The 21,902-nt window shown below is 71.4% G+C and carries 21 protein-coding genes and 1 riboswitch; of the genes, 10 read left to right on the top strand and 11 right to left on the bottom strand.

Annotated features, from left to right (window positions below; genetic code table 11):
- Positions 1-5: 5 nt before the first annotated feature.
- Positions 6-1,049 carry an MBL fold metallo-hydrolase gene (locus ACIBVL_RS03020; protein WP_399090774.1) on the bottom strand — a complete coding sequence of 348 codons (1,044 nt, stop codon included), beginning with the start codon at positions 1,047-1,049 and terminating at the stop codon, positions 6-8.
- A 111-nt stretch (positions 1,050-1,160) separates the two neighbouring features.
- Here ACIBVL_RS03020 and ACIBVL_RS03015 point away from each other — a divergent pair, with 111 nt between their 5' ends.
- Together ACIBVL_RS03015 and ACIBVL_RS03010 are read left to right on the top strand one after the other, a co-directional pair.
- Positions 1,161-2,618 (top strand): aldehyde dehydrogenase, encoded by a 1,458-nt coding sequence (locus ACIBVL_RS03015; RefSeq protein WP_399092009.1) that lies wholly within the window; start codon positions 1,161-1,163, stop codon positions 2,616-2,618.
- Positions 2,619-2,623: 5 nt separating this feature from the next.
- Positions 2,624-2,896, top strand: coding sequence for a ferredoxin (locus tag ACIBVL_RS03010; protein WP_399090771.1), 273 nt, complete (start codon positions 2,624-2,626; stop codon positions 2,894-2,896).
- A gap of 70 nt (positions 2,897-2,966) precedes the next feature.
- Positions 2,967-3,142, top strand: a riboswitch (TPP riboswitch).
- A gap of 8 nt (positions 3,143-3,150) precedes the next feature.
- Here ACIBVL_RS03010 and ACIBVL_RS03005 read toward each other — a convergent pair.
- Complete coding sequence (locus ACIBVL_RS03005) at positions 3,151-3,768, bottom strand: TetR family transcriptional regulator (protein WP_399090768.1); 618 nt, start codon at positions 3,766-3,768, stop codon at positions 3,151-3,153.
- Positions 3,769-3,993: 225 nt separating this feature from the next.
- Here ACIBVL_RS03005 and ACIBVL_RS03000 point away from each other — a divergent pair, with 225 nt between their 5' ends.
- The 3 genes from ACIBVL_RS03000 to ACIBVL_RS02990 are packed head-to-tail and all read left to right on the top strand — an operon-like array spanning position 3,994 to position 7,165.
- Positions 3,994-5,370: a glycosyltransferase family 4 protein gene (locus ACIBVL_RS03000; RefSeq protein WP_399090765.1), complete on the top strand. Its 1,377-nt coding sequence runs from the start codon at positions 3,994-3,996 to the stop codon at positions 5,368-5,370.
- Positions 5,364-6,098: a methyltransferase domain-containing protein gene (locus ACIBVL_RS02995; protein WP_399090762.1), complete on the top strand. Its 735-nt coding sequence runs from the start codon at positions 5,364-5,366 to the stop codon at positions 6,096-6,098. The genes ACIBVL_RS03000 and ACIBVL_RS02995 overlap by 7 nt, the downstream gene beginning before the upstream one ends.
- The gene (locus ACIBVL_RS02990) at positions 6,095-7,165 is read left to right on the top strand and encodes a prenyltransferase (RefSeq protein ID WP_399090759.1); all 1,071 of its coding nucleotides are present in this window, start codon (positions 6,095-6,097) and stop codon (positions 7,163-7,165) included. Before ACIBVL_RS02995 ends, ACIBVL_RS02990 begins: the two co-directional genes overlap by 4 nt.
- Before the next feature lie 98 nt (positions 7,166-7,263).
- On the opposite strand, the gene ACIBVL_RS02985 is transcribed toward ACIBVL_RS02990, so the two are convergent.
- The 7 genes from ACIBVL_RS02985 to ACIBVL_RS02955 form a co-directional block, all read right to left on the bottom strand.
- The gene (locus ACIBVL_RS02985; protein WP_399090756.1) at positions 7,264-7,557 is read right to left on the bottom strand and encodes a hypothetical protein; all 294 of its coding nucleotides are present in this window, start codon (positions 7,555-7,557) and stop codon (positions 7,264-7,266) included.
- A 319-nt stretch (positions 7,558-7,876) separates the two neighbouring features.
- Positions 7,877-8,890 (bottom strand): LLM class F420-dependent oxidoreductase, encoded by a 1,014-nt coding sequence (locus ACIBVL_RS02980; protein ID WP_399090753.1) that lies wholly within the window; start codon positions 8,888-8,890, stop codon positions 7,877-7,879.
- Positions 8,891-9,003: 113 nt separating this feature from the next.
- A complete protein-coding gene (locus ACIBVL_RS02975) occupies positions 9,004-9,825 on the bottom strand; it encodes a DUF5336 domain-containing protein (protein ID WP_399090750.1) in 822 nt (273 codons plus the stop codon).
- 170 nt (positions 9,826-9,995) lie between these two features.
- The gene (locus ACIBVL_RS02970) at positions 9,996-10,976 is read right to left on the bottom strand and encodes an N-acetylmuramoyl-L-alanine amidase (protein WP_399090747.1); all 981 of its coding nucleotides are present in this window, start codon (positions 10,974-10,976) and stop codon (positions 9,996-9,998) included.
- Positions 10,977-11,048: 72 nt separating this feature from the next.
- The gene (locus ACIBVL_RS02965; RefSeq protein ID WP_399090744.1) at positions 11,049-11,876 is read right to left on the bottom strand and encodes a hypothetical protein; all 828 of its coding nucleotides are present in this window, start codon (positions 11,874-11,876) and stop codon (positions 11,049-11,051) included.
- Positions 11,876-12,418 (bottom strand): SigE family RNA polymerase sigma factor, encoded by a 543-nt coding sequence (locus tag ACIBVL_RS02960; protein ID WP_399090741.1) that lies wholly within the window; start codon positions 12,416-12,418, stop codon positions 11,876-11,878. Before ACIBVL_RS02960 ends, ACIBVL_RS02965 begins: the two co-directional genes overlap by 1 nt.
- 250 nt (positions 12,419-12,668) lie before the next feature.
- On the bottom strand, positions 12,669-13,361 hold the full coding sequence (locus ACIBVL_RS02955; protein WP_399090738.1) for a TetR/AcrR family transcriptional regulator: 693 nt from the start codon (positions 13,359-13,361) through the stop codon (positions 12,669-12,671).
- A gap of 53 nt (positions 13,362-13,414) precedes the next feature.
- On the opposite strand from ACIBVL_RS02955, the gene ACIBVL_RS02950 reads away from it, so the two are divergent.
- The 4 genes from ACIBVL_RS02950 (at position 13,415) to ACIBVL_RS02935 (ending at position 18,722) form a co-directional block, all read left to right on the top strand.
- Positions 13,415-14,533, top strand: coding sequence for an FAD-dependent oxidoreductase (locus ACIBVL_RS02950; RefSeq protein ID WP_399090735.1), 1,119 nt, complete (start codon positions 13,415-13,417; stop codon positions 14,531-14,533).
- A 372-nt stretch (positions 14,534-14,905) separates the two neighbouring features.
- Positions 14,906-15,427: a hypothetical protein gene (locus ACIBVL_RS02945; protein WP_399090732.1), complete on the top strand. Its 522-nt coding sequence runs from the start codon at positions 14,906-14,908 to the stop codon at positions 15,425-15,427.
- Positions 15,428-16,217: 790 nt separating this feature from the next.
- Positions 16,218-17,951, top strand: a complete 1,734-nt coding sequence (locus tag ACIBVL_RS02940; RefSeq protein ID WP_399090729.1) for an MFS transporter — start codon at positions 16,218-16,220, stop codon at positions 17,949-17,951.
- Positions 17,952-18,053: 102 nt separating this feature from the next.
- The gene (locus tag ACIBVL_RS02935; RefSeq protein WP_399090726.1) at positions 18,054-18,722 is read left to right on the top strand and encodes a class I SAM-dependent methyltransferase; all 669 of its coding nucleotides are present in this window, start codon (positions 18,054-18,056) and stop codon (positions 18,720-18,722) included.
- Between the two features lie 99 nt (positions 18,723-18,821).
- On the opposite strand, the gene ACIBVL_RS02930 is transcribed toward ACIBVL_RS02935, so the two are convergent.
- Both ACIBVL_RS02930 and ACIBVL_RS02925 read right to left on the bottom strand, forming a co-directional pair.
- On the bottom strand, positions 18,822-19,454 hold the full coding sequence (locus tag ACIBVL_RS02930; RefSeq protein ID WP_399092006.1) for a response regulator: 633 nt from the start codon (positions 19,452-19,454) through the stop codon (positions 18,822-18,824).
- Between the two features lie 32 nt (positions 19,455-19,486).
- The gene (locus tag ACIBVL_RS02925; protein ID WP_399090723.1) at positions 19,487-20,743 is read right to left on the bottom strand and encodes a sensor histidine kinase; all 1,257 of its coding nucleotides are present in this window, start codon (positions 20,741-20,743) and stop codon (positions 19,487-19,489) included.
- A 280-nt stretch (positions 20,744-21,023) separates the two neighbouring features.
- Here ACIBVL_RS02925 and ACIBVL_RS02920 point away from each other — a divergent pair, with 280 nt between their 5' ends.
- Positions 21,024-21,881, top strand: coding sequence for a MaoC/PaaZ C-terminal domain-containing protein (locus ACIBVL_RS02920; protein ID WP_399090720.1), 858 nt, complete (start codon positions 21,024-21,026; stop codon positions 21,879-21,881).
- Positions 21,882-21,902 lie beyond the last annotated feature (21 nt).

Below are 21,902 nucleotides of genomic sequence, written 5' to 3'. Positions count from 1 at the left end.
ACCCACTACACCGCCACGTACGTCACCGGTTCGCTCCCCGTCACCGCCTCCGCCCGCCCCAGCTTCACCAGGCGCCGCAGATGCGACTCCGCCTCCGAGACCGCGATGTTGCGGGAACCGTAGGGGATCTGGTCCCAGGGGCGGTTCCACTCCATGCGTTCGGCGAGCTGCCAGGGGGTGAGGGGGGTGGCGAGCAGGGCGAGGAGACCGGTGAGGCGGGTCTCGTGGTGGGTGAGCAGTTCCCGTACCCGGGACGGGGCGTCGGTGAAGGGGTGCTGGTGGGCCGGGAGGATCTCGGCGGGGGCGAGGCGGCCGACGCGTTCGAGGGAGTCGAGGTAGTCGCCGAGGGGGTCGGTGACGGTGACGTCGTCGGGATCCTCGTAGAGGCCGATGTGCGGCGTGATCTCGGGCAGGACGTGGTCGCCGGAGAAGAGACGGCCGTGGCCCGGGAGCCCGGCCGGGTGCTCCTCCTCCAGGTGGAGGCAGACGTGGCCCGGGGTGTGGCCGGGGGTCCAGATGGCGCGCAGCCGGCGGCCCGGCAGGTCGAGGAGTTCGCCGGGGGTGATCTCGCGGTCCGGGAGGGCGGGGGAGAGGCCGGGGAGCGTACGGCGGCGGGCCGTGCGCAGGGGGGCGATGTGGTCCTCGGGGGCGCCGGCGGCGGTCAGCTTGTCCGCCATGTAGGTGTACCAGCGTTCGGGGCGGGTCTCGCGGGTCCGCCGCACGATCGACGCGTCCGCCGCGTGCATCGCCACCCACGCCCCCGACGCCTCCCGCACCTGGCCGGACAGGCCGTGGTGGTCGGGGTGGTGGTGGGTGACGACCACCCCCCGGAGCTCGGAGACCGAGGTGCCGCAGGCGGTCAGTCCGGCGGTCAGGGCGTCCCAGGAGGCCGGGTCGTCCCAGCCGGTGTCGACCAGGACCGGGCCCCGGTCGGTGTCGACGACGTAGACGAGGGTGTGGCCGAGCGGGTTGTCCGGGATGGGGACCCGGAGGGAGCGGACGCCGCCGCCGTGGTCGTACACCCCGGGGTCGTCGCTGCTGCTCGTCATCTGCCCCTCCGTCCCGCGGCCCCTCCGGCGCCTGGCCATTGCCCACTATAACTAGAACTGGTATCAGTTTCTGAAACACCGTCAGAAACGATGCAGACGAAGGCAGTGGCCATGGCCGAGCTCGTGGAACACGGAAAGCTTTTCATCGGCGGCGAGTTGACGGACCCCCTGGGCGATGCCGTCATCGAGGTGATCTCGCCGCACACCGAGGAGGTCATCGGGCGGGTGCCGCACGCCTCTGCGGCCGATGTGGACCGGGCCGTCGCCGTGGCGCGGCGGGCGTTCGACGAGGAGCCCTGGCCTCGGCTGTCGCTGGACGAACGGATCGCGGTCGTCACCCGCATCAAGGACGGGATCCTCGCCCGCCACGAGGAGATCGCCCGGGTGATCTCCTCCGAGAACGGCTCCCCGTACTCCTGGAGCGTTCTCGCGCAGGCCCTCGGCGCGATGATGGTGTGGGACGCGGCGATCAAGGTCGCCGGGGACTTCCCCTACGAGGAGCGGCGCGACGGTGTGCTCGGGAAGATCCTCGTGCGGCGTGAACCGGTCGGCGTGGTCGCGGCCGTCGTCCCCTGGAACGTGCCGCAGTTCGTCGCCGCCGCCAAGCTCGCGCCCGCGCTGCTCACGGGCTGCACGGTGATCCTCAAACCGTCGCCGGAGTCCCCGCTGGACGCGTACATCCTGGCGGAGATCGCGCGGGAGGCCGGGCTGCCGGAGGGCGTGCTGTCGATCCTCCCGGCGGACCGCGAGGTGAGTGAGTACCTGGTCGGGCACCCCGGCGTCGACAAGGTCTCCTTCACCGGCTCGGTCGCGGCGGGCAAGAGGGTCATGGGGGTGGCGTCCAGGAACCTCACGCGCGTGACCCTGGAACTGGGCGGCAAGTCGGCGGCCGTCGTCCTGCCGGACGCGGACATCGCCACCGCCGTCCCCGGCATCGTCTCCGCCGCCTGGATGAACAACGGCCAGGCCTGCGTCGCCCAGACCCGTATCCTCCTGCCCCGCTCCCGCTACGCCGAGTTCGCCGACGCCTTCGCCGCGGCGGCCGACGCCCTCGTCGTCGGCGACCCGCTCGACCCGGCCACCCAGGTCGGCCCGCTGGTGGCCGAGCGACAGCAGCGCCGCAACCTCGACTACATCCGCATCGGCCAGGAGGAGGGCGCGAAGATCCTCACCGGCGGGGGCCGTCCGGAGGGCCTGACGCGCGGCTGGTACGTGGAGCCGACCCTGTTCGGCGATGTCGACAACTCCATGCGGATCGCCCGCGAGGAGATCTTCGGCCCGGTGATCTGCCTCCTCCCCTACGGCGACGAGTCCGAGGCGCTGAAGATCGCGAACGACTCCGACTACGGGCTGAGCGGCAGCGTGTGGACGGCGGACGTGGAGCACGGCATCGAGGTCGCGAAGCAGGTCCGGACGGGGACGTACTCCGTCAACACCTTCAGCCTGGACATGCTCGGCCCGTTCGGGGGCTACAAGAACTCGGGGCTGGGGCGGGAGTTCGGGCCCGAGGGGTACGGCGAGTATCTCGAGCACAAGATGATCCACCTGCCGGCCGGCTGGGAGGGCTGAGGGGGATGGAGGTACCTGCCGCGCGGGCCGATGCGGGCGTGGGGGCGGGCGATCGCTGGCACGTCGAGGTCGACCGCTCCCTGTGCATCGGCTCCGCCCAGTGCGTCCACCACGCCCCGGACGGCTTCCGCCTGGACAGCTCCCGCCAGTCCCGTCCGGCCGCCCCGGACACGGACGCGACCGAGCGGGTCCTGGCGGCGGCGGAGAGCTGTCCGGTGGAGGCGATCACGATCACGCTGGTGGGAAGCGGGGAGGCGGTGTTTCCGCCGGAGGACTGAAAATTTCCTCGAAATTCTCCCCAAAGGGTGTTGCATCCTGCTTCGCCCGTTTTATCCTAGTAGTGGCCTACGAGGCGAGTGAGGGAGTTCGACCGGAGTAGCCGACTTTGGCGAGACGCGAAGGCATCCGCTGAGGCCGACGTCGACGGACGGGCTGAGAGGCCGGAAGGCAGTAGTCGGGCTGGAAGGCGACCCCCATCACCTGATCCGGGTAATACCGGCGAAGGGAACCCGTCTCGTAGGTTTTTCGCGTGTCAGCCCGGTGAGCCGCCCGGATCCGTCACGTCGATCAGGCGGCAGACCGTTTCGATGTCGATCCGCACCTGCGCGATGGACGCACGGCCCGAGAGCCAGGTGATCAGGGCCGAGTGCCAGGTGTGCTCGATGACGCGGACCGCCGAGAGCTGCTCGGGGGTGGGGTCGGTGAGGCCCATCGCGTCGAGGATGATCGCCGTCGTCTGGCGGGAGACCTGGTCGACCTCGGGGGAGACGCTGCGGTCGGCGAAGGTCAGGGCCCGGACCATCGCGTCCGCCAGATGGGGCTCGCGCTGGAGGGCGCGGAAGGCGCGCATCAGCGTCTCCGCGACCCGGTCCGCCGCGTTCTCGCCGCTCGGCGGCTTCTTCCGCAGCGTGCCGTGCATCTGCTCCAACTGGTCCTGCATGGTGGCGACCAGCAGATGCACCTTCGAGGGGAAGTAGCGGTACAGCGTGCCGAGGGCGACCTGCGAGGACTCGGCGACCTCCCGCATCTGCACCGCGTCGAAACCGCCCCGGCTGGCCAACTGCGCGCTCGCGTGCAGGATGCGTCGTCGGCGGGCCTCCTGTCGCTCGGTCAGAGGGGAGGGGCGCTGGGGGGTCTCTTCCGCAGACATGGGTCGGGGTCCCGTCCGTGACAGTCGGTGAGGGTCGGTGATCACACAGCATGTCAGGTGGCCGGTCGCGGCGGAGTCGTGGCGTGAATCACCTGATCAACTTCTCCCCGCGCTCCTACCTGCCGGTAGATTCAGTGCCTCCCGAACGATCAAGTCTGAAACTTGTTCTAGATTAGCGTCCCGTCGTAGTCTCGCGGGACATCGCAGGCAGAAGGGGGCCCCGGAGTGACCGCTGAGGCCAGTCAGGCGGGGTCCCGGCATGACCTCGCCGCCGACGGCGAGCGACCGCTCAACATCGCGCTCCTCACCTATAAGGGGAACCCGTTCTGTGGGGGCCAGGGCGTCTACGTACGGCATCTGTCGCGGGAGCTCGCCCGCCTCGGCCACCGCGTCGAGGTCATCGGTTCCCAGCCGTATCCGGTGCTGGACGAGGGGCACGACGACCGGCTCTCCCTCACCGAGCTCCCCAGCCTCGACCTCTACCGCCAGCCCGACCCCTTCCGCACCCCCGGGCGCGACGAGTACCGGGACTGGATCGACGCCCTCGAGGTCGCCACGATGTGGACCGGCGGCTTTCCCGAGCCGCTCACCTTCTCGCTGCGGGCCCGGCGCCACCTCCGCGCCCGGCGCGGGGAGTTCGACGTCGTGCACGACAACCAGACGCTCGGATACGGGCTGTTGGGGGACGTCGGCGCGCCGCTCGTCACCACCATCCACCACCCCATCACCGTCGACCGGCAGTTGGAGCTCGACGCCGCCGAGGGATGGAAGCGCCGCTGCTCCGTGCGCCGCTGGTACGCGTTCACCCGCATGCAGAAGCGCGTCGCCCGCCGGCTGCCCTCGGTGCTCACCGTCTCCGGCACCTCCCGCCAGGAGATCGTCGACCACCTCGGCGTCCGCGGCGACCGCATCCACGTCGTCCACATAGGCGCCGACACCGACCTGTTCGCGCCCGACCCGTCGGTGCCCGTCATACCGGGCCGGATCGTGACCACCTCCAGCGCGGACGTGCCGCTCAAGGGTCTGGTCTTCCTCGTCGAGGCACTGGCCAAGGTGCGCACCGAGCACCCGCACGCCCACCTCGTCGTCGTCGGCAAGCGCCCCGCCGAGGGGCCCGTCGCCCAGTCGATCGAGCGGTACGGCCTCGAAGACGCCGTCGAGTTCGTCAAGGGCATCTCCGACACCGAACTCGTCGACCTGGTGCGCTCGGCGGAGGTCGCCTGCGTGCCTTCCCTCTACGAGGGCTTCTCCCTGCCCGCCGCCGAGGCCATGGCCACCGGTACGCCGCTCGTCGCCACCACCGGCGGCGCGATCCCCGAGGTCGCCGGACGGGACGGGGAGACCTGCATCGCCGTACCGCCCGCGGACGCGGGCGCCCTGGCGGCCGGTCTCGGCCGGCTCCTCGCCGACGCCGCACTGCGGGCGCGGCTCGGCGCGGCCGGGCGCGAGCGCGTGCTGCGGAACTTCACCTGGGCACGGGCCGCCGAGGGCACCGTGACGCGCTACCGCGAGGCCATGGCCGACGGCACCCGCCGACCGTCGTACACGGTCCCCCACGTTGTTGACGTTGAATCCGATCGCGAAAGCAGGGCCACGTGCTGACCGTCGACTTCTCCCGGTTCCCGCTCGCGCCGGGCGACCGAGTCCTGGACCTCGGCTGCGGGGCCGGCCGGCACGCCTTCGAGTGCTACCGGCGGGGCGCCCAGGTCGTGGCCCTCGACCAGAACGGTGAGGAGATCCGCGAGGTCGCCAAGTGGTTCGCGGCGATGAAGGAGGCGGGGGAGGCCCCCGAGGGCGCCACCGCGACCGCCATGGAGGGCGACGCGCTGGCCCTGCCCTTCCCCGACGAGTCCTTCGACGTCGTCATCATCTCCGAGGTCATGGAGCACATCCCGGACGACAAGGGTGTGCTCGCCGAGATGGTCCGGGTGCTCAAGCCGGGCGGGCGGATCGCGATCACCGTCCCGCGCTACGGGCCCGAGAAGGTCTGCTGGGCCCTCTCCGACGCCTACCACGAGGTCGAGGGCGGCCACATCCGCATCTACCGGGCCGACGAACTCCTCGCCAGGATCCGCGAGGCGGGACTGAAGCCGTACGGCACCCACCACGCACACGCGCTGCACTCGCCGTACTGGTGGCTGAAGTGCGCGTTCGGCGTCGACAACGACAAGGCGCTGCCGGTGCGGGCGTACCACAAGCTGCTGGTCTGGGACATCATGAAGAAGCCGCTCGCGACGCGGGTCGCCGAGCAGGCGCTGAACCCGCTGATCGGCAAGAGTTTCGTCGCCTACGCGACCAAGCCGCACCTCCCCCGGGTGGCGGCCAAGTGACCACCTCCCGGACAGAACACCTCGTCCTGCCCGGGGTCCTCACCGCCGAGCAGGCCGCCGCGACCGTCGCCGGCATCCTCGCCGTGCAGCGGGAGGACGGGGCGATCCCGTGGTTCCGGGGCCATCACCTCGACCCGTGGGACCACACCGAGGCCGCGATGGCCCTGGACGCGGCGGGCGAGCACGAGGCCGCCGAGCGGGCCTACCTGTGGCTGGCCCGGCACCAGAACGAGGACGGCTCCTGGTACGCGGCCTACGCCGACGGCGCCTTCGACGACGTCACCGACCGGGGGCGCGAGTCGAACTTCGTCGCCTACATAGCCGTAGGCGTCTGGCACCACTACCTGTCGACCGGCGACGACACCTTCCTGGACCGCATGTGGCCGGCCGTCCACTCGGCCGTCGAATGGGTGCTGCGGCTCCAGCAGCCGGGCGGGCAGATCGGCTGGCGGCGCGACGACGACGGCACACCCACCGCGGACGCGCTGCTCACCGGGTCCTCCTCGATCCACCACGCGCTGCGCTGTGCGCTGGCGATCGCCGATCAGCGCGAAGAGCCGCAGCCCGACTGGGAGTTGGCGGCGGGCGCGCTGCGGCATGCGATACGGCGTCACCCGGAGCGGTTCCTAGACAAGGACCGCTACTCGATGGACTGGTACTACCCGGTGCTGGGCGGCGCGTTGACGGGCCCGGAGGCCAAGTCCCGGATAGAGGCGGACTGGGAGCGCTTCGTCGTGCCCGGTCTCGGTGTGCGCTGTGTGGTGCCCAACCCGTGGGTCACCGGCGGAGAATCGGCCGAACTCGCCCTGGCCCTGTGGGCGATGGGCGAGTCCGACCGGGCGCTGGAGATCCTGCAGTCCATCCAGCACCTGCGGGACGCCGAGTCCGGCCTGTACTGGACGGGCTATGTGTTCGAGGACCAGGCCGTCTGGCCCCGGGAACTGACCGCCTGGACCGCTGGGTCACTGCTGCTGGCCGTGGCCGCGCTGGGAGGCCATGAGGCCACGTGCTCGGTGTTCGGCGGGGACCACCTGCCGACCGGCCTCGACCCTGACTGCTGCGCCTGAGAGCCGGGGGTACGGGGACGGCGGGTGCCGGCCGCGTGGGCTGATCGCGCCCGCCCGGCCGCCCCGCACAGGGAGACAGCCCCGCGCCCCATGGGGTGTCAGTGCCGGTGCACTCGATTGGCGATGGCGTGTCCGATGAACAGGTACACCACCGCCGCCAGACCGTAGCCGGCCACCACCCTCGCCCACGCCTCGTCGAACGTGAACAAGTCGTGCGACCAGCCCGCCAGCCAGCGGGCCGCGTCATGGATGAACTGCACGAAGTCGTTGCCGCGGTTGGCGTCGAACAGGTACATGAGGATCCACAGGCCCAGGATCAGGGCCATGATGTCGGCCACGGCCGCGATGACCGTGCCGGCCTGATTCGCACTGTTGCGATATCGAGGGGACATATCTGACGGGTTGCCCCTGCCCCGAGTCTGAAACCCGCCCTGCGGAGGGCCGCCGGTTCGCCTCCGTTGGTGTGGAGTTGACCCTTCCGGGGACGTTGTCCGAAGGGGTCTCCGATGATTCCCGCCCGGCGACCCCGCCGCCCAGGTACGGATCACCTGCGAGGCGGCCGGGGTCCGCGAGGGCTTCCAGAACGCCGAGTACTTCACCGGGGAGTTCCAGGCCCGCTGCCTCGGCAAGGTACCGACCTGGAGCCGCGACCGCGGCGAGCTGACGCTGAACCCGATCGCGATCTTCCTCTGAACGCTCCTCCGGCGCGCTCTACAGGGTGAGTTCGGCCAGCACCCGCAGGGTGTCCGGGTCCGGTGCCACCACCAGCAGGTCCGTCACCGGCCCCTTGCGCCACAGCTCCAGTCGCTCCGCGATCCGCTCACGCGGGCCGACCAGCGAGATCTCGTCGGCGAACGCGTCCGGCACGGCGAGCACGGCCTCCTCCCGCCGCCCCGCCAGGAACAGCTCCTGGATCCGCCGCGCCTCCTCCTCGTACCCCATGCGGCCCATCAGATCGGCGTGGAAGTTGCGGGTGGCGTGCCCCATGCCCCCGATGTAGAAGCCGAGCATCGCCTTCACGGGCAGCAGCCCCTCGGAGACGTCCTCGCAGACCCTGGCGCTGACCAGGGGGGCCACCATGAAGCCCTCCCGCAGCTCGCCCAGCCCCGGCCCGTACGCGTCCGGCCGGTTCGGCGACCAGTACAGCGGCAGCCATCCGTCCGCGATCCGCACCGTCTGCGCCACGTTCCGCGGCCCCTCGGCACCGAGCAGCACGGGCAGATCGGCCCTCAGGGGGTGGGTGATGGACTTCAGGGGCCGACCGAGCCCGGTGGCGTCCGGGCCGCGATAGGGGTGCGGGTGGAACCGCCCGTGGTCCAGCTCCACCGGCGCCTGCCTCCTGAGCACCTGCCGTACGACGTCCACGTACTCCCGGGTGGCCGTCAGCGGCGACTTCGGGAACGGCCGCCCGTACCAGCCCTCGACGACCTGCGGGCCGGACAGGCCCAGCCCGAGCATCATCCGCCCGCCCGAGAGGTGGTCCAGGGTGAGGGCGTGCATGGCGGTGGTGGTGGGGGAGCGGGCGGCCATCTGCGCGACGGCCGTCCCCAGCTTGATCGTCGAGGTCTGCGCGGCGATCCAGGTGAGGGGTGTGAAGGCGTCCGACCCCCACGACTCCGCCGTCCACACCGACCCGTATCCGAGCCGCTCCGCCTCCCGCGCCAGCTCCACATGGCCGGGGGAGGGGCCACGACCCCAGTAGCCGAGCGCGAGACCGAGCCGCATACCTGCCTCCTGACGGTCCGTCAGTTACCGGGCTGCGACTGTACGACAACGGCCCCCCGCCCGGAAGGGGCGAGGGGCCGTGCGGGCGACGGCGCGCAGAACGCGCGGCGGGCTCAGCCGCGCTGGATGCCGGAGGTGTCCCGCAGGACACCCCGACGACCGTCCTGCGTCTGGGCGACCAGACCCTGGGCGCCCTGCTCGACCGCGAGGTACCAGGTGCCCGGCGCCAGCTCCGCGATCGGCATCGGGGCACCGTCCTCCGCGTACAGCGGACGCGGCACCGGCACGGCGAACCAGAACGGCGAGAACTCCGGCGCCGGCGCCGGCGGCTGCGCGGCCGGACCGGGCTGGGCACCGAACGGCTGACCCGGCTGCCCCTGCTGCGGACCACCGAAGGCCGCCGGCTGCTGCGCACCCGGGTAGCCGTAACCGGCGGGCGGCTGGGCGCCGTAGGGCTGGGGCGCCGCCGGCTTCGGGGCCGGGATCAGACCGGCCTGCAGGGCGGGGACCAGGGGGGTGGCGATGGCGGCGGCGGCCAGCAGCAGGGTGGCGATGAGGGCGATGATCAGGCCGGTGCCGGCGTCCGGCCCGTTGGAGCTGTCACCGACGTTGTCGTAGCCGCCCGCCGGGTCGAAGACGTTGCCGAGCGCGCTCCACGCGGCGAAGACCGTGAAGGCCGCGCCGAACTGACGCAGGTCCAGCCCGACGATCTTGCGCTCCTGCGGCAGCACCCTGCTGACGACGACGAGCGCGGCGCCGATGATCCCCGCGAGGACGACACCCAGCAGAACCGGCCCGCTGCCCCACAGGCTCGGAAGGTCGATGTTGTCGGGCACGCCGTCGATCGAATAGAGGTCGAGAAACGACGCGATGAACAGCAACACCGCTGCTCCGATCACCACGCCGTCGCCTCGAGTGAGGGAGCGGATATTCACTTCAAGGTCCTTCGGTTCAGTCGTCTCGTCATCGGTACGTCCGTTGGAGGCGTCGCTGTCACAATGTCGCCTTAAGGCCCCGGTGTGAAGCGCGGGGGTGGCCCCTCATCGTGGGGACGACACTATCGTCCACACGATCGGGCTGTCCGCCGGGATCAGTGCCCTGATCGCTACCCGTGCAGGAAACTCACGATTCCCTCAGAGAGCCCTTGCGCCGCTTTCTGCCTCCAGGCGCCACTGGTCAGCAATGCCGCGTCCTTGGTATCGCGCATGTTGCCGCACTCGATGAACACCTTGGGAACCGTTGACAGATTGAGACCGCCCAGGTCCTCACGCGTGACGAGACCGGTGCCGTCGCCGACGTAGTTGGACGGCGAACTGCCCGTGCTGAGCGCGAAGTCGTCCGCGATCAGCTTTCCGAGGTCCTTCGACGGGGCGACGATGGCCCGGGTGTCGGCGGCGCCCTCGTGCACCGCGCCCGGCAGGATCACATGGAAGCCCCGGTTGCCCTCCGCGGAGCCGTCGGCGTGGATCGACACCACCGCGTCGGCGTGCGCCGCGTTCCCGATCCGGGCCCGCTCGTCCACGCACGGCCCGAAGGGCCGGTCCCCGTCCTGCGTCAGCTTCACCGTCGCGCCCTGCCGCTCCAGCAGAGCCCGCAACCGGTGCGCCACGTCCAGCGTGAACTTCGCCTCGCTGTAACCCGAGTTGGTGGACGTCCCCGTGGTGTCGCACTCCTTCCAGTTGGTGCCGATGTCCACCTTGCGGTTGATGTCGGCGGTGTGCTGGGAGTTGGTGAGGTTGTGCCCGGGGTCGATCACGACGACCTTGCCCTCGAGGGAGTCGCCGGTGCCGGCCCCCGTCGTCGGCCTCGCGTCGCCGTCCGTGCCGGTCGCCCCCTCCGCCGGGGAGCTGAGCACACTCGGCGTCGGCCCCGACCCGGCCACCCCGCCCGCTGCGCCGTCCCCGCCGCCCCCGCTCCCGCCCAGCGCCTCGTACGCCAGCCACCCCAGCAGCGCCCCGGGCACCAGCGCCGCGAGCGCCACGGTCAGGGGCCGCCGCAGCAGTGAGCGGCGTGGCCGCGGGGAGCCGTACGGGCCGTAGGGGTCGGTGGAGCCAAAGGGGTCGGAGTGCGGGCCGGAGGAAGACACGCCTGCCACCCTAACGGGCACCCCGGGCAGGGCTCAGGACGCGGCGACGCGCCGCCCTCCTCCCTGGGCGCCCTACTGCGTCACCTCCGCCGACTTGTACTCCGTGCCCTGCGGTGCCAGGCAGACGAACCAGTTGTACGGGGAGTCCTCGATCGTACGGATGGTGAGGTCGTCGCTCTTGATGTCGGCGTCCGCGGGGACCCTGCGGACCTCGGTCGTGGTGCCGTCCTTCCAGGCGCAGGTCACCCGCTGGACGGACTTCGCCACATAACCGATCACCAGACGGTCGGGCTTCCCGCCGGCCGGGGCGAGCGGGACCGCGACGGCGTCGACGTCCTGGCCCGACATGCTGTCGCCCTTGGCGGTCAGACCCTGCAGCGTCAGGTGCTCCCAGCCGATGCTGTTCTCCCCGGTGCCGCGGTGCACGAAGTAGGCGCTCCTGCCGACCAAGTCGGCGGGGGTGTTCACGCCCGCGGGGGCCTCGCCGTACTCCGCCATCGCGTTCATCAAGGACCGGGCGTCCTGGACGTCGACCGGAGCAGGCCAGACGTCGAGGGTGACCCGCCACTCCTCGCCCCCGTCGGTGCCGGTCGCGAGGGTGGTCCTGCCCTGCGGCTGGAAGGGTGTGGGGGTTCCGGTGACGGCCGGCTGTGTCGCCGGGGGCGCCGCCCGGTCCTCGTGCCCAGGCAGCCCGGTCAGCGCCAGCGCCCCCGTGGAGCCCGTGACCACCAGAGCCGTGGCCGCCGCCACCGCCCAGCGGCGGGCCTTGCGCCGGCGGCCGCCGCGGATCAGCGCCTGGGTGGGGGCTATACCGATCTCCACCTCGTCCGCCGCGTCGGCCAGCAGGAGGGCGATGTCGTGCTGTGTCATGTCGTGGTTCGTCTCCCGGTCAGCGCTCATCACTTCCGCCCTCCGTGCGTCACCATGTCCGCCAGTTCCGGTATGGCGCGGAGTTTCGCGATCCCCTTGGCCGCGTTGCTCTTCACCGCGCCGACCGAACAGCCCATCGCCTCGGCCGTCTGGGTCTCGGTCAGGTCCTCCCAGTAGCGCAGGACCACCGCCTCCCGCTGCCGTGGCGGCAACTCGGCCAGGGCCTTGAGCAGGGCGTGGCGGTCGTCGGCCTGGGCGATGCGGTCGCCGGTGTCGGCGATCTCGTGGGCCGGACCCGGGTCGTCGTCCCTCGGGGCGAGGAACTCGCGCAGTTTCCTGCGGTACCTGCGGGCGTGCGCGTTTATCATCACGCGCCGTACATACGCCTCCGGGTCGTCGGCCGAGGCGACCCGACGCCAGGCCACATAGACCTGTTCCAGTGTCGACTGGACCAGGTCCTCGGCGGCGTGCTGCTCCCCCGTGAGAAGAAACGCCGTGCGCATCAGCCGCGGCCAGCGGCCGATGACGAAGGCCTGGAACTCCGTGTTCCCGGCCTGCTTACGATCCCCCATGCGCACCTCCTAGATACATGAAGGAGGCCATGAGCGGCTCGGACCGTTGCCTCAGCCGAGAAGTCCGGGTTCATTGGACGCCCGCCGTGCCTGTCGTCAAACGATCGTTTGCCGACACCGAGTACCGTCATCCCGTGTCCGGCGCAGTGGCGACGCCTTCAGTGGCGTAACCCAGATCATCACCGAGTGCCGCCTTCACGGCCCATGGGCCCGGGCGCCGAGCTCGCTCACCTTCGGCAAGCGCCGAGCGTCATGCCGACGGCCGGGTGAGTTTGGCGGCCACGGCATCGAGGACCCAGTCCAGGCCGGTCTCGAAGGACGCCTCGGCGTCCACGTCCGTGCCGTCGTACACGGCCTTGGTCAGCGCGGGGAAGCGACCTGTGGCCAACATCCTTGTCAGATGCGGGCCGGAGGCGCGCTGCCAGTCGTGCTTCGACAGGCCCGTGGCGCGCTCGGCCCGCAGGTTCGCGATCTCGCGCCTGATCGCGCCGGTGAAGTAGGCGCCGACAGTCTCCACCGCGCGCATGGCGGTGTCGATGTCGGTGAGGCTGTCCAGGGCGGCCAGCGTGGCCTCGCCCACAGCGAGGGCGTTCGGGCCCAGGGCTGGGCGGCCGCCAAGCAGGTCGGCCAGCCATTCGTGCCGGAGAGCCGCGTGTCTGGTGCGCTGGGCGAGGGCACGCAGCGCTTCCCGCCAGTCGCCGGGCTGCTCCTGGGGGAGGATCTCGGCGTAGACCTCGTCCACCATCAGGTCGAACAGCTCCTGCTTGGTGGAGATGTATCCGTACAGCCGCATCGGGCCCGCGTTCAGCCGGGCGGCGACCTTGCGCACCGACACCCCGTCCAGTCCGCCCTCGTCGGCCAGCGCGATTGCGGCGGCCACGATCCGCTCCCGGTCGAGCGGTACGGGGCGAGTCGGCGGCTCCGGCCGGTCCCACACACTCATGGTTCACACCGTTCTGCTGCGATACGTCGTTTGGGGCAATACAGTGTATCGCCATGAGACATCGTATCGCCGTGGTCGGGAGCGGCCCGGGAGGCCTTGCCTTCGCCCGTGTCCTGCACCGCCACGGCTACCCAGCCGCCGTCCTCGAACGCGATCCCGCCCCCGACGTCCGCCCCCCGGGCGGCACGCTGGACCTGCACGAGGGGCTGGGCCAGCTCGCGCTGGACAAGGCGGGGCTGCTGGCGGAGTTCCGGGCGCTCTCCCGCCCCGAGGGGCAGGCCATGCGCATCCTGGACGCGGGCGGCACCGTCCTGCGTGACTGGCGACCCCGTCCAGATGACCGGGCCAATCCCGAGATCGACCGCGGGCAACTCCGTGACCTGCTGCTCGGCCCTCTCGACGTCCGGTGGGGGCGGAGCGTGACGCAGGTAGTGCCGGGAACCCGGGAGGGTGTTGTAGTCCGTTTCGCGGACGGACGACAGGAGACGTTCGACCTCGTGGTCGGCGCGGACGGCGCATGGTCCCGGACACGCCCGGCGGTCTCCTCGGTGACGCCGCACTACACCGGCGTCACCTACGTCGAATCCTTCCTCGACGACGTCGACACCCGCCATCCCGACCTCGCCCGGTTGATCGGCGACGGTTCCATGGCCGTGTACGGGGTGAACCGCGCTCTCGTCGCCCAGCGCAACAGCGGCGGCCACGTCAAGGTGTACGCCCAGTTCCGCGCGCCGCTGGACTGGCACGCGAACCTCGACCTGGCCGACGTTGAGGCCGTGCGATCGAGCCTGCTGGCGCTGTTCGACGGCTGGGCCGCTCCCGTCCTCGACCTCCTCCGCCACGCCACCGCTTTCGTCCACCGCCCCCTCTACGTCCTGCCCGTGTCCCACACCTGGACCCACGTCCCCGGGGTGACGCTACTGGGCGACGCCGCCCATCTGATGCCCCCATTGGGGGCGGGCGCGAACCTCGCGATGCTGGAGGGCGCCGAACTCGCCGAGTCCATCGCCACCGGCCCTGGAGATCTGGACGAGGCCGTCCGCGCCTTCGAGGAACAGATGTGGGCACGGGCCGGCAGGTGGGCGAAGATCACGACGGCCGGTCTGGAACGCCTCGTGAGTCCGGACCCCGCCGAAGCTCTCGCCCTCTTCGACCAAGTCCAGCCATCCTGACTGCCGAGCGCGAGAGCACCAGCGCCGACAGCTCGCCAAGGCCTCACGGGCCAGTACGGCACCACTACGGTCCCTTCCGGCGAAACCACCTCCCCGCCGGGGGCGAGGGCGTCAGTCCGTGTCGTCCTCGTCCTCTTCGTCGAGCTCGGGTGCATCCGGGTCGCGCAGTGGGCGCAGGGCGCCGGCGGTGAAGCTGTAGCGGCCGAGCAGGTTCAGGTTGCGGTGCCTGAGCGGGGAGAGCCGAGCGATGTCCTCTTGAACGGCTGGTCTTCGCGCAGGTAGAGCACCTGCGGACGCATCTGCAAGTGACGGTCCCTGATCGCGACTTGAAGGTGACAAACGCTCAGGGAACCTCGCTGGCACACTCTTCGCATGGATGCTGGAACGGCAGCGGTTCTAGGAGCTGGGGTGGGAGTGATGGGGACAACCCTGGCTGCAACTATTGCTGGGATAGCGGGGCAGCGGCAGGTTCGAGCTGAGCATCGTCACTGGCGTCGTCAGCTCCGCCGTGATGCCTACGCCGCCTTCACGGGCAAGGCCGACGAGGTTCATGAGGCCCTGCGGGGTATCGAGGCTGAGCTGGCCAGGCCAGGTCATGATCTCGACGGACTGCGTCACCTTCTCGAAGAGAGCCGCAGATTGCTTCGAGGGGACCTGGCGGATACCCAGACCGCGGTCGAGCTTGAAGGTCCGGAGGAATTGGCCCGGATGGCCGACGAGTTGCGACAGTCGCTGTCGGCTTGTGTGGCAGCGATTCAGGCGAGAATCCTTGGACGGGAGAGCGGCGATGCGATTGACGCGAACCAATCGCATCGCATCAGGAGTTACCTCGGCCATGCGTCGAATAAACGGCAGCAGTTTGTGAGCCATGCCCGCAGGGCCATCGATGTGTGAGGGTGTCAGGAGCAGGGGCTCTCAGGGCGGGTGGTGTGTCGGGGACCGAGGCTGCGTCGAGTTCGAGGGTCTCGCTCTGGGCGGCTTCGAGGGCCTGCCGCAGGGCTCGGACCTCGTCGCGGGTGGCGCCGCTTGAGCTCGGCGAGCTGGGCTGTGAGGGTGCGCACGACGCTGCTGGGTGAGTCGTCGGGCGGCTGTGTGGTTCGCTGTGGCGGGTGGCTTCGCTGCTGGTCCCGGAGCTGTTCGACGCGTCGGCGGAGCTCAGTGCACCGGTAGAAAAGTCGATGGAGACGTCGGCGGCCTGGGCAAGGCCGCGGAAGGTGATGAGCTGTCCGCGGCGGATCATCTCGCGCAGGCCCTTCTCGGCGCGGGCCTGGGCGGTGGCGCCCCTGCGGGCGGCGGCCTGGCGGAGATTGTCGGGGTTGCCGCGCATGCCGGTCAGCTCCCGTCCTGGCTGCGGGTGATCGCGCCGGTGCGGATGTCGACGCCGGCACCGCGGACGGCCTGTGGCCCGAGTGGACCGGGGCATGCCGGCGCCACGACCAGCCAGGCGGGGGAGTGGTACGGAGGGGGACGGCCGGGCTCGGGCGGTGTCGGCGGATTTCGGTATTCGTGTCATGGCCCCGAACGTTTTGCACCTCTTGCACCGGAATGTGCGCCTGCGACCCCGTCCGCACGTCAAGGAAAGTCAAAGAAATCGTTAGTACGCCAAAGCATCGGAATAGTTGCTCATGCATACCGGGTTCAGCTCTCACGTAACCCCGAACCGCCGCCCGGAGGCCCTCACCCCATGACGCACACGTCGACCGACCGGCCCACCCGCCAGGCGAGCGGAGCCGTCGTCCCGGTGCTCGCCTTCGCGGGCATCGTGGTCGCGGTGATGCAGACCCTGCTCGTCCCGGTCATCAAGGACCTGCCGCAGCTGCTCGGCACCGCGCCCAGCAACGCCACCTGGGTCCTGACCTCCACCCTGCTGTCGGGTGCCGTCGCCACCCCGATCATGGGCCGCCTCGGCGACCTGTACGGCAAGCGGCGCACGCTGATCCTCAGCCTGGCCGTGATGGTCGTGGGCGCGCTGGTCAGCGCGCTCACCAGCGACCTGGTCCCGATGATCGTCGGCCGCACCCTCCAGGGCTTCGCCATGGGGGCGATCCCGCTCGGCATCGGTCTGATGCGCGACATGCTGCCCCGCGAGAAGCTCGGCTCGGCGATGGCCCTGATGAGCTCCTCGATCGGCGTCGGCGGCGGCCTCGCCCTTCCCGCCGCGGCCCTCGTCGCCCAGCACGCCGACTGGCACGCGCTCTTCTACGGCGCCGCGGGGCTCGGCGCCCTCGCGATCGTTCTCACGCTCCTCGTCGTCCCCGAGTCCCCGGCGCGCGCCGAGGGCACCTTCGACGTCCTGGGGGCGATCGGCCTCTCCGCCGGTCTCGTCCTCTTCCTGCTGCCGATCACCAAGGGCAGCGACTGGGGCTGGGCCTCCGGCACCACCCTCGGCCTGTTCGCCGCCTCCGCCGTCGTCCTCCTCCTGTGGGGCGTGATGGAGCTGAGGGTCGCCGCGCCGCTGGTGGACCTGCGCACGACGGCCCGCCCCGCCGTCCTCTTCACCAACCTCGCCTCGATCATGGTCGGCGTCAGCTTCTACGTCGTCTCCCTGGTCCTGCCGCAGCTCCTCCAACTGCCCACCGCCACCGGCTACGGCCTCGGCCAGTCCATGGTCGTCGCAGGTCTGCTCGTCGCGCCGCTCGGTCTGACGATGATGGTCACCGCCCCCGTCTACGCCCGCGTCTCCGCCAAGTACGGCCCCAAGGTCACCCTGATCCTCGGCATGCTGATCATCGCGATCGGCTACGGAGCCGGCCTCGGCCTGATGAGCGCCGCCTGGCAGAGCCTCGTGATCTCGGTCGTCCTGGGCGCCGGCATCGGCCTCGCCTACTCCTCCCTGCCCGCGCTGATCGTGGGCGCGGTCCCGGCCTCGGAGACCGGCGCGGCCAACGGCCTCAACACCCTGATGCGCTCCATCGGTACGTCCGTGTCGAGCGCCGTCATCGGCATGGTGCTGGCCAACACCGCGAACGACGTGAACGGCGTCGCCGTCCCGACCCTGCACGGCTTCCGGGTCTCCTTCCTGATCGCCACCGGCGCGGTCGCCGTGGGCCTGCTGATGGCCCTGTTCCTGCCCAAGGCGAACCGCGCCCCCCAACTGCGGGCCAGCAGCGAGGAGGACGCCAACCTGGAGCGCGCCGAGGAGGCCCTGCGGGGCTTCCGCGGCCGGGTCCTCGACGCCGGGGGCAGCCCGGTCGCCCGCGCCAAGGTCACCCTGATCGACCGCCGGGGCCGCCAGGCGGGCGCCACCGTGTCGGCGGAGGACGGCAGCTACGCCCTGGCCGTCCCCGCCCGGGGCGCCTACGTCCTCGCCGCCAAGGCCGTCGGCCACGCCCCGCTCGCCTCCTCCGCTACCCACGCGGGCGACGAGCGGTCCGTGGAGCTGGACCTGGCGCTGCCGGAGGAGACCGTCAGCGCCTGACCCGTCCGTGACGGACGCCGTCCGCACCCCCCGTCGTTCCCACGGCGGGGGGCGTGGTGCACGATGGGCCGCCGGCACGCACGTACTACTGAAGGGACCCCGATGTCCGCGGCACCCAAGCCCGAGATCCTGGCCGCGTTCGAGGCGGCGAAGGGGTTCATGCCTCTGGACGAGGGGCTCGCGCTGTACGCGGCCGCGGTGGAGGCCGGGCGGCTCGGGCTGCCCCTGCTGGAGGTCGGCACCTACTGCGGGCGCTCCACGGTCCTGCTCGCCGACGCGGCCCGCGAGGCCGGGGTCACCGCGCTCACCGTCGACCACCACCGGGGCAGCGAGGAGCAGCAGCCGGGCTGGGACTACCACGACCCTCAGACCGTCGACCCCGAACTCGGCCTGATGGACACGCTGCCCACCTTCCGCCGCACGCTGCACCGGGCGGGTCTGGAGGAGCACGTCGTCGCCCTGGTCGGACGCTCCCCGCAGATCGCCGCGATCTGGAACTCGCCCCTCGGCCTCGTCTTCGTCGACGGCGGCCACACCGACGAGCACGCCACCGCCGACTACGAGGGCTGGGCCCCGCACGTCGCGGAGGGCGGCCTCCTGGTCATCCACGACGTCTTCCCGGACCCCGTCGACGAGTTCACCGGCCAGGCCCCCTACCGCGTCTACCTGCGCGCCCTGGAGTCCCGCGCCTTCACGGAGGTCTCCGACACCGGCTCGCTGCGGGTGCTGCGGCGCACGGGGGCGGGGCACCAGGGCGTGTTTGGACAGTAGCTCCGCGCCAGGCGTCGCGGGCCGGACGGGACTTTCGAAACACGCCCTCTTTTCCGGGCCCGTGCGACCGTTCCCGCCTTGCCGGGTGGCCGGTGGCCGTCAGAGCCAGCCCTGGTGGCGGGCCTCGCGCATCGCCTCCGTCCGGTTGCGGGTGCCCGTCTTGCCGATGGCGGAGGAGAGGTAGTTGCGGACCGTGGACTCCGACAGACACAGCCTCGCCGCGATGTCGGCCACCGTCGCGCCGTCCACCGATGCCTTCAGTACGTCGCACTCGCGGGCCGTGAGCGGATTGGGGCCGGCGCTGAGGGCGGCCGCGGCGAGCGCCGGATCGACGACCGTCTCGCCGGTCAGCACCCGGCGGATCGCCGCCGCCAGCTCCTCCACGGGACCGTCCTTGACCAGGAATCCCGCGGCTCCGGCCGCCATGGCCCGCCGCAGATAGCCGGGCCGGCCGAACGTCGTCAGTATCAGCACCCGGCAGTCGGGTGCCTCGTCGCGCAGCACGGCGGCGGCCTCCAGGCCGCTCATGCCGGGCAGTTCGATGTCCAGGAGCGCGACGTCCGGGCGGTGGATCAGGGCCGTGTCAACGATCGCGTCCCCGGCGCCCACCTGTGCCACGACCTCGATGTCCGGCTCCATGCCCAGCAGCAGGGCCAGCGCCCCGCGCATCATGCCCTGGTCCTCCGCCAGCAGGACCCTGATGGACTTGGCGGGACGGCGGTCGCGGGGCATCTCGTCCACGGGCCGGCGACCGGTCATGTCGTTCACGGCCCAAGCGTAGGGCCGGTGGGTGTCGAAGGCGCCCCCGCGTACGGCACCTTCGCCCCCTCGTACGACCGCTGCTCCGCCACGTCCACGGGGAGTTCCGCCGTGACGGTGAAGCCGCCGCCCGCTCCCGGACCGGCCGTCAGGGAACCGCCCGCCGCCGCGAGGCGCTCACGCAGCCCGGTCAGACCGGTGCCGCCGCCGTCCGCGCAGGAGGCGCCCGTGCCGTCGTCCGTGACCGTGAGACGGACGTGCCGTGGCGTGCCCGACACCGTGATGCCGCAGCGGGTCGCGCCGCTGTGCCGGACGACGTTGGTGACCGCCTCCCGCACCACCCAGCCCAGCAACGCCGCCGTCTGCGGCTCCACCGGCGTGCCCGACCGACTGATGGACGGTTCGACCCCCGCCGCCGTCAGGGCCGAACGGGCCCGGTCCAGTTCGGTGGCCAGACTGCTCTCGCGGTACCCGGTGACCGCCTCGCGTATCTCCGTCAGCGCCTGACGGCCCACCGACTCGATGTCCGCGATCTGGGCCAGGGCGGCGTCCAGATGGCCGGGTGCCAGTCGGCGGGCCGCCTCCGACTTCACCACGATCACGGAGAGGGTGTGCCCGAGCAGGTCGTGCAGATCGCGGGAGAACCGCAGGCGCTCCTTCTCCACCGCCCGCCGGGCCAGTTCCTCACGGGCGGCGCGCAGTTCCCGTACGGCCTCTGACATGATCAGGATCACGGCCGTCACGATCGTCGAGATCCAGGTGGCGTAGGCGGTCTCGATGCCGCCCCAGCCCTCGTGGACATAGGCGACCGCGCCCGCCAGGACGGCCAGGGCGATGCCCGTCAGACGCAGGGGCCGGCCGCGCAGGGCGGCGCCCGTCGCGAGGCCGAGCAGGGGGAAGAACTGCACCCAGCCGCCGCCGTACCCGAGGGCGAGACCGCAGGTCACTACCGCCATGACCGCCAGCGCCACCCGGGTGGAGACCGCCTCCCGCTTCTCCTTCACGAACGAGCGGACGGCGACGTAGACGTAGCAGGAGTTGAAGGTGAGCACCCCCAGGCCGCCGAGGAGCGGGTTGGGAGTCTCGCCCTGGAACAGATTGGAGAAGGCGCCCATGCCCAGCAGCAGCCAGGGCAGCAGGGCGAAGGGAAGCGGACCCGCCGGCTCGGCCTCCTTCTGTTCCGGCGTCCGTCGCACCCGCGCGCGCCAGGCGTTCCGTCGGCAGGCCGCCCCGCGCCGCCACTCCGTGTATGACCTCGTCATCCCTGCTGCCCCCGTTCCAGCGGTGTCCTCGTCCTCGACGCTACGGCTCCGGGCGGGCGTCCGGCAGAGAGGGATGTCATCAACCGGCCGGGACAAATGTCCCGGTCGCCCCGCCCGACCACACTGGTCTGACACTCCGTCAGGAGCCTTCACAACTGTCGAGCGCTGGGCTATACAGAGGGCGCCGGATTGGAACGCGTTCTAGATCGGCCCCGCGACGGCCTCGGTGCGCCCGACGGTGCGGACGGTCGCACCGAGGTCTTGGACACTCAGGAGCCCCATGCCCATCGACGCAGCCCAGGCACTCGCCGCCGAACCCCGCTCCGGCGAGATCTCCTGGACCCCGAAGGACGTCCAGCTCTACCACCTCGGGATCGGCGCCGGCGTCCCCGCGACCGACGCCGACGAACTGCGCTACACGCTGGAGTCCCGGCTGCACGTCCTGCCGAGCTTCGCCACCGTCGCGGGCTCCGGCTCGCCCGGAGTGATCAGCGGGCTGTCCATGCCCGGCGTCGACGTCGACCTCGCCCGCGTCCTGCACGGCGGACAGCGCCTGGAGATCCACCGCCCGATCCCCGCCGAGGGCCGGGCCACCGCCACCGGGCGCATCGCCGCCGTCTACGACAAGGGCAAGGCCGCCGTCCTCGTCATGCGCACCGAGGTGGCCGACGCCGACGGCCCGTTGTGGACCAACGACGCCGAGATCTTCGTAAGGGGCGAAGGCGGCTGGGGCGGCGACCGGGGCCCCTCCGCGCGCCTGGACCCGCCGGTCGGGGAGCCCGACAGGACGGTCGAACGAGCGGTCCGCGAGGACCAGGCCCTCCTCTACCGTCTCTCCGGCGACTACAACCCGCTGCACGCCGACCCCGAGTTCGCCAAGCGCGCCGGGTTCGAGCGGCCCATCCTGCACGGTCTGTGCACCTACGGGATCACCCTCAAGGCGGTCGTCGACGCCCTGCTCGACGGCGATGTGACCCGGGTGCGGTCGTACGCCACCCGCTTCGCCGGGGTCGTGTATCCCGGCGAGACCCTCCGCATCCGGCTGTGGCGGGGGGAGGGCGAGGTGCGGGCGGCCGTGAGCGCGGTGGAGCGGGACGACGCGGCGGTCCTCGCCGACACCGTCGTAGAGCACTCCTGAACCACCCATTTCCGTAAGGGG

Source organism: Streptomyces sp. NPDC049687, assembly GCF_044465285.1.
Lineage (GTDB): Bacteria > Actinomycetota > Actinomycetes > Streptomycetales > Streptomycetaceae > Streptomyces.
Note: the sequence above shows the minus strand (reverse complement) of the source record. Positions and strands in the feature narration are given on the sequence as shown.

Excerpts from the sequence above, each read along its gene's own strand:
- ACIBVL_RS03020 (WP_399090774.1), bottom strand. The coding sequence starts at position 1,049 with ATGACGAGCAGCAGCGACGACCCCGGGGTGTACGACCACGGCGGCGGC.
- ACIBVL_RS03015 (WP_399092009.1), top strand. The coding sequence starts at position 1,161 with ATGGCCGAGCTCGTGGAACACGGAAAGCTTTTCATCGGCGGCGAGTTG.
- ACIBVL_RS03010 (WP_399090771.1), top strand. The coding sequence starts at position 2,624 with ATGGAGGTACCTGCCGCGCGGGCCGATGCGGGCGTGGGGGCGGGCGAT.
- ACIBVL_RS03005 (WP_399090768.1), bottom strand. The coding sequence starts at position 3,768 with ATGTCTGCGGAAGAGACCCCCCAGCGCCCCTCCCCTCTGACCGAGCGA.
- ACIBVL_RS02985 (WP_399090756.1), bottom strand. The coding sequence starts at position 7,557 with ATGTCCCCTCGATATCGCAACAGTGCGAATCAGGCCGGCACGGTCATC.
- ACIBVL_RS02980 (WP_399090753.1), bottom strand. The coding sequence starts at position 8,890 with ATGCGGCTCGGTCTCGCGCTCGGCTACTGGGGTCGTGGCCCCTCCCCC.
- ACIBVL_RS02965 (WP_399090744.1), bottom strand. The coding sequence starts at position 11,876 with ATGAGCGCTGACCGGGAGACGAACCACGACATGACACAGCACGACATC.
- ACIBVL_RS02960 (WP_399090741.1), bottom strand. The coding sequence starts at position 12,418 with ATGGGGGATCGTAAGCAGGCCGGGAACACGGAGTTCCAGGCCTTCGTC.
- ACIBVL_RS02955 (WP_399090738.1), bottom strand. The coding sequence starts at position 13,361 with ATGAGTGTGTGGGACCGGCCGGAGCCGCCGACTCGCCCCGTACCGCTC.
- ACIBVL_RS02950 (WP_399090735.1), top strand. The coding sequence starts at position 13,415 with ATGAGACATCGTATCGCCGTGGTCGGGAGCGGCCCGGGAGGCCTTGCC.
- ACIBVL_RS02945 (WP_399090732.1), top strand. The coding sequence starts at position 14,906 with ATGGATGCTGGAACGGCAGCGGTTCTAGGAGCTGGGGTGGGAGTGATG.
- ACIBVL_RS02940 (WP_399090729.1), top strand. The coding sequence starts at position 16,218 with ATGACGCACACGTCGACCGACCGGCCCACCCGCCAGGCGAGCGGAGCC.
- ACIBVL_RS02935 (WP_399090726.1), top strand. The coding sequence starts at position 18,054 with ATGTCCGCGGCACCCAAGCCCGAGATCCTGGCCGCGTTCGAGGCGGCG.
- ACIBVL_RS02930 (WP_399092006.1), bottom strand. The coding sequence starts at position 19,454 with ATGCCCCGCGACCGCCGTCCCGCCAAGTCCATCAGGGTCCTGCTGGCG.
- ACIBVL_RS02925 (WP_399090723.1), bottom strand. The coding sequence starts at position 20,743 with ATGACGAGGTCATACACGGAGTGGCGGCGCGGGGCGGCCTGCCGACGG.
- ACIBVL_RS02920 (WP_399090720.1), top strand. The coding sequence starts at position 21,024 with ATGCCCATCGACGCAGCCCAGGCACTCGCCGCCGAACCCCGCTCCGGC.